This window comes from Lysobacter cavernae, from assembly GCF_042648505.1.
GTDB classification, from domain to species: Bacteria; Pseudomonadota; Gammaproteobacteria; order Xanthomonadales; family Xanthomonadaceae; genus Lysobacter_L; species Lysobacter_L cavernae.
Genome location: NZ_JBHRXK010000001.1, coordinates 1,033,101 through 1,036,642, shown reverse-complemented (window position 1 = coordinate 1,036,642; position 3,542 = coordinate 1,033,101). Strand labels below are relative to the sequence as shown.

At 65.3% G+C, this 3,542-nt stretch carries 3 protein-coding genes; 2 read left to right on the top strand and 1 reads right to left on the bottom strand.

Translation table 11 applies throughout. The annotated features are described in order from the left end of the window. Positions 1-255: 255 nt before the first annotated feature. Complete coding sequence (locus tag ACFOLC_RS04455) at positions 256-1,047, bottom strand: DODA-type extradiol aromatic ring-opening family dioxygenase (protein ID WP_386757897.1); 792 nt, start codon at positions 1,045-1,047, stop codon at positions 256-258. A gap of 141 nt (positions 1,048-1,188) precedes the next feature. Between ACFOLC_RS04455 and ACFOLC_RS04450 the strand changes: the two genes are divergently transcribed. Both ACFOLC_RS04450 and ACFOLC_RS04445 read left to right on the top strand, forming a co-directional pair. Next, positions 1,189-2,652 carry a bifunctional 2-methylcitrate dehydratase/aconitate hydratase gene (locus ACFOLC_RS04450; protein WP_386757895.1) on the top strand — a complete coding sequence of 488 codons (1,464 nt, stop codon included), beginning with the start codon at positions 1,189-1,191 and terminating at the stop codon, positions 2,650-2,652. A gap of 169 nt (positions 2,653-2,821) precedes the next feature. Beyond that, positions 2,822-3,542: outer membrane beta-barrel protein (locus ACFOLC_RS04445; RefSeq protein WP_386757986.1), on the top strand; the 721-nt coding region annotated here is incomplete at its 3' end.

Sequence of the window (3,542 nt, the reverse complement as noted above, 5' to 3'; positions counted from 1 at the left end):
GATCAACGGTGCGCCGATCTGAATGAAAGTCCGCTCGTGCCATCGCAGCCGGGGCGGATCGTGTTCAAGACGGGCGGTATTTCAGCAGCCTGTTAGGGTCTAGAAAGGCGGTGGGCTGTCGCAAACCAAAACCGCGAAGTTTCAAAGCTTCAAGCCAATCCACCCCGTTAGCTGTGAGCGTAGCGGCGCAGCCGTGAAGCCTGCCCTGAGCTTGTCGAAGGGTCGAAGGGTGTGCGATCGGCGTTATTTGCCGCCTCAATCAAACGCAAACGCATCCAGCGCCAGCGACCCGAACTCGTGCGAGCGGTGGATCGTGCGCACGCTTGGCGAATCACCGGCGGCGCCCAGCGCCACGAACAACGGCATCAGGTGCTCCACCGTCGGATGGGCGTGTTGCGCGTGAGGCGCGCGCTGTTGCCAGTCCATCAGTGCCGGCCAGTCGTGCGCGGCGAGCATCGTGTGCATCCAGTCGCCGAACTCGCGTGCCCACACCGGCATCGGCCCGTCCTTGTGCTTCCAGTCGAGGTCGCCGAGGTTGTGGACGAAGCCGCCGGAGCCGATCACCAGGATGCCTTCGTCGCGCAGCGGTGCCAGCGCCTGGCCCAGCGCGTAGTGCTGCGCGGCGCTGCCGTAGGGCATCACCGACAGCGGCACCACCGGAATCTCCGCCAACGGGTACATGCGTCGCAGCGGCACCCAGACGCCGTGGTCGAGGCCGTGGTTCTCGCGGACTTTCGGATTGAGGCCGGCGTCGGCCAAGCGTCGGGCGATCTGCTCGGCCAGGTCGGGCGCGCCCGGCGCGGGGTACTTGATCTGGTACAGCGGCTCGGGGAAGCCGCCAAAGTCGTGCACGGTGTGCGGTCGGACATGGCCACCGAGCATCGGCCGGTCGGTCATGAAATGCGCCGAGGCGACCACGATCGCCTTGGGCCACGGCAGCTCGCCGCCCAGGCCGTCGAGGAAGCGGCCGGCGGGCGAGTCCTCGACCGCCAGCATCGGCGAGCCGTGGGACAGGAACAGGGCGGGGAGGCGGGTGGGGATGTCCATGTCCGTAGCGTGATCCCGGCGCGGGACATTTCCAAGCGCCGCGGCCGGTCCGGTGCGTTCTGCCGCCGGAAATCCCGTCACCGGCCGGTGTCAGCCACTCCGGCAAGATGCCCCACTGCCTTCGCCTGCTGGTATGCCTCCATGAGCCACTTCGACATCCGCTCCACCGTCCGCCCCAAGCCCGACCAACCGATGGTGGACATCGCCGATTACGTCGCCGATTACCGGGTCGAGTCAAAGGAGGCCTTCGATACCGCCCGCTACATGCTGCTGGACTCGCTGGCCTGCGCGGCGCTGGCGATGGGGCATTGCGAATGCGTCAAGCATCTCGGCCCGCTGGTGCCGGGCGCCGGCATGCCGGGCGGCGCGCGCGTGCCGTTCACCTCGCATGAGCTCGATCCGGCCCAGGCCGCCTACAACATCGGCGTACAGATCCGCTGGCTCGACTTCAACGACACCTGGCTGGCGGCCGAGTGGGGCCACCCGTCCGACAACCTCGGCGCGATCCTCGCCGTCGCCGACTACCTGGGCCGCAAGGCCGAGGCCGAAGGCGGTCAGGCGATGACCGTGCGCGACGTGCTCGGTCACGCGATCAAGGCGCACGAAATCCAGGGCTGCTACGCGCTGAAGAACTCCTTCAACCGCGTCGGTCTCGACCACGTGATCCTGGTGCGGCTGGCCTCGACCGCGGTCGCCACCGCGATGCTCGGCGGCAACAAGGACGCGATCATCACCGCCGTGTCGAACAGCTGGATCGACAATGGCGTGCTGCGCACCTACCGCCATGCCCCCAACACCGGCCCGCGCAAAAGCTGGGCCGCCGGCGATGCCTGCCGCCGCGCCGTGACCCACGCGCTCAACGCCATCAAGGGCGTGGTCGGCTATCCGAGCGCGTTGAGCGTGCCGACCTGGGGCTTCTACGACATCGCCTTCCAGGGCCGGCCATTCGAGTTCGAGCGCCCGTTCGGCAGTTACGTGATGGAGAACATCCTCTTCAAGATCAGCTACCCGGCCGAGTTCCACGCCCAGACCGCGGTCGAGTGCGCGATGCAACTGCATGGCCAGGTCAAGGCCAGGCTGGACGAGGGCGGGCTCGACCAGGTCGAGCGCATCGAGCTGGAAACCCAGGAGGCCGGCATCCGCATCATCGACAAGGCCGGTCCGCTGGCGAACTACGCCGACCGCGATCACTGCCTGCAGTACATGGTGGCCGTGCCGCTGCTCTTCGGTCGTCTCACCGCCGACGACTATGGCGACGCCGTCGCAAGCGATGCGCGCATCGACGCGCTGCGCGACAAAATGACAGTCAAGGAAAACCCGCAGTTCACCGCCGATTATTTCGACCCGGACAAGCGCTATATCGGCAATTCGGTCCAGGTGTTTTTCAAGGACGGTACCTGTACCGAAAAGGTTTCGGTGGATTACCCGATCGGCCACCGCAAGCGCCGCGCCGAAGGTGTTCCGGTGCTGATGGGCAAGTTCCAGGCGGCCATCCGCGCCAGACTGCCGGCCGGCCAGGCCGAGCAGTTGCTGGCCTTGGCCGCGCAGCCGGACAAGCTCGAAGCCCTGCCGATTACCCAGTTTCTGGCCTTGTTAAAAATCTGAAATTATGTGGTCGAGTCGCAGCCGGCCAGGAATCTGGAGAATGTTAGGCCCTTGTGAACGTCGTCTTCACATAGGCAAACTTAATCTGGGCCAGATGGCGTCGACTGGCGGCCGTCCTGACAATAGGAACTCGCAGACGCAGTTTCCCAATTTGATCAAGGAGCTGAGCATGAACAAGAAACTCCTCTGCGCCGCCCTGCTGGGTGGCCTGAGTGTGGCGCAAGTCGCCAGCGCGCAGGAATTCGACGATCGCTGGTATCTCACCGGCTCGGCCGGTTTCAATTTCCAGGACAGCAAGCGCGGTACCAAAGACACCCCGTTCGTTGCTCTGGGGGTCGGCAAATTCCTCAATCCGAACTGGTCGCTCGACGGCGAGCTGAATTACCAGAATCCGGATAATGACGACAACCAGAATCTGAACTGGAGCCAGTACGGCATCTCGTTCGACGTGCGTCGTCATTTCCTCGCCGAAGGCCGCAACTGGAATCCCTACGTGCTGATGGGCCTGGGCTACCAGCGTCACGAGGAAGAATTCGACAACTTCCCGAGCCCAAACTCGCCCGGTGAGCGCAAGGGCGGCGACGTGGCCGGCAAGTTGGGCGTCGGTATCCAGAGCAACCTCGGCCGAATCGGTGTCCGCACCGAGTTGGCCTACCGAATCGACGCTGATAACGACAGCATCGGTGCATTCAACAATGATGACTTCCCGCAGGACGACGGCGCCGACTGGTTCGGCGACATCCTGGCTTCGGTCGGCATCGTGATTCCGCTCGGCCCGCCGCCGGTCGCGGCCGTGCCGGCGCCGGTGGCCCCGGCGTGCGCGGACCTGGACGACGACGGTGACGGCGTCAACAACTGCGACGACAAGTGCCCGGGCTCGCAGGCCGGCC

Coding starts and splice junctions, on each gene's coding strand:
- ACFOLC_RS04450 (WP_386757895.1), top strand. CDS start 1,189: ATGAGCCACTTCGACATCCGCTCCACCGTCCGCCCCAAGCCCGACCAA.
- ACFOLC_RS04455 (WP_386757897.1), bottom strand. CDS start 1,047: ATGGACATCCCCACCCGCCTCCCCGCCCTGTTCCTGTCCCACGGCTCG.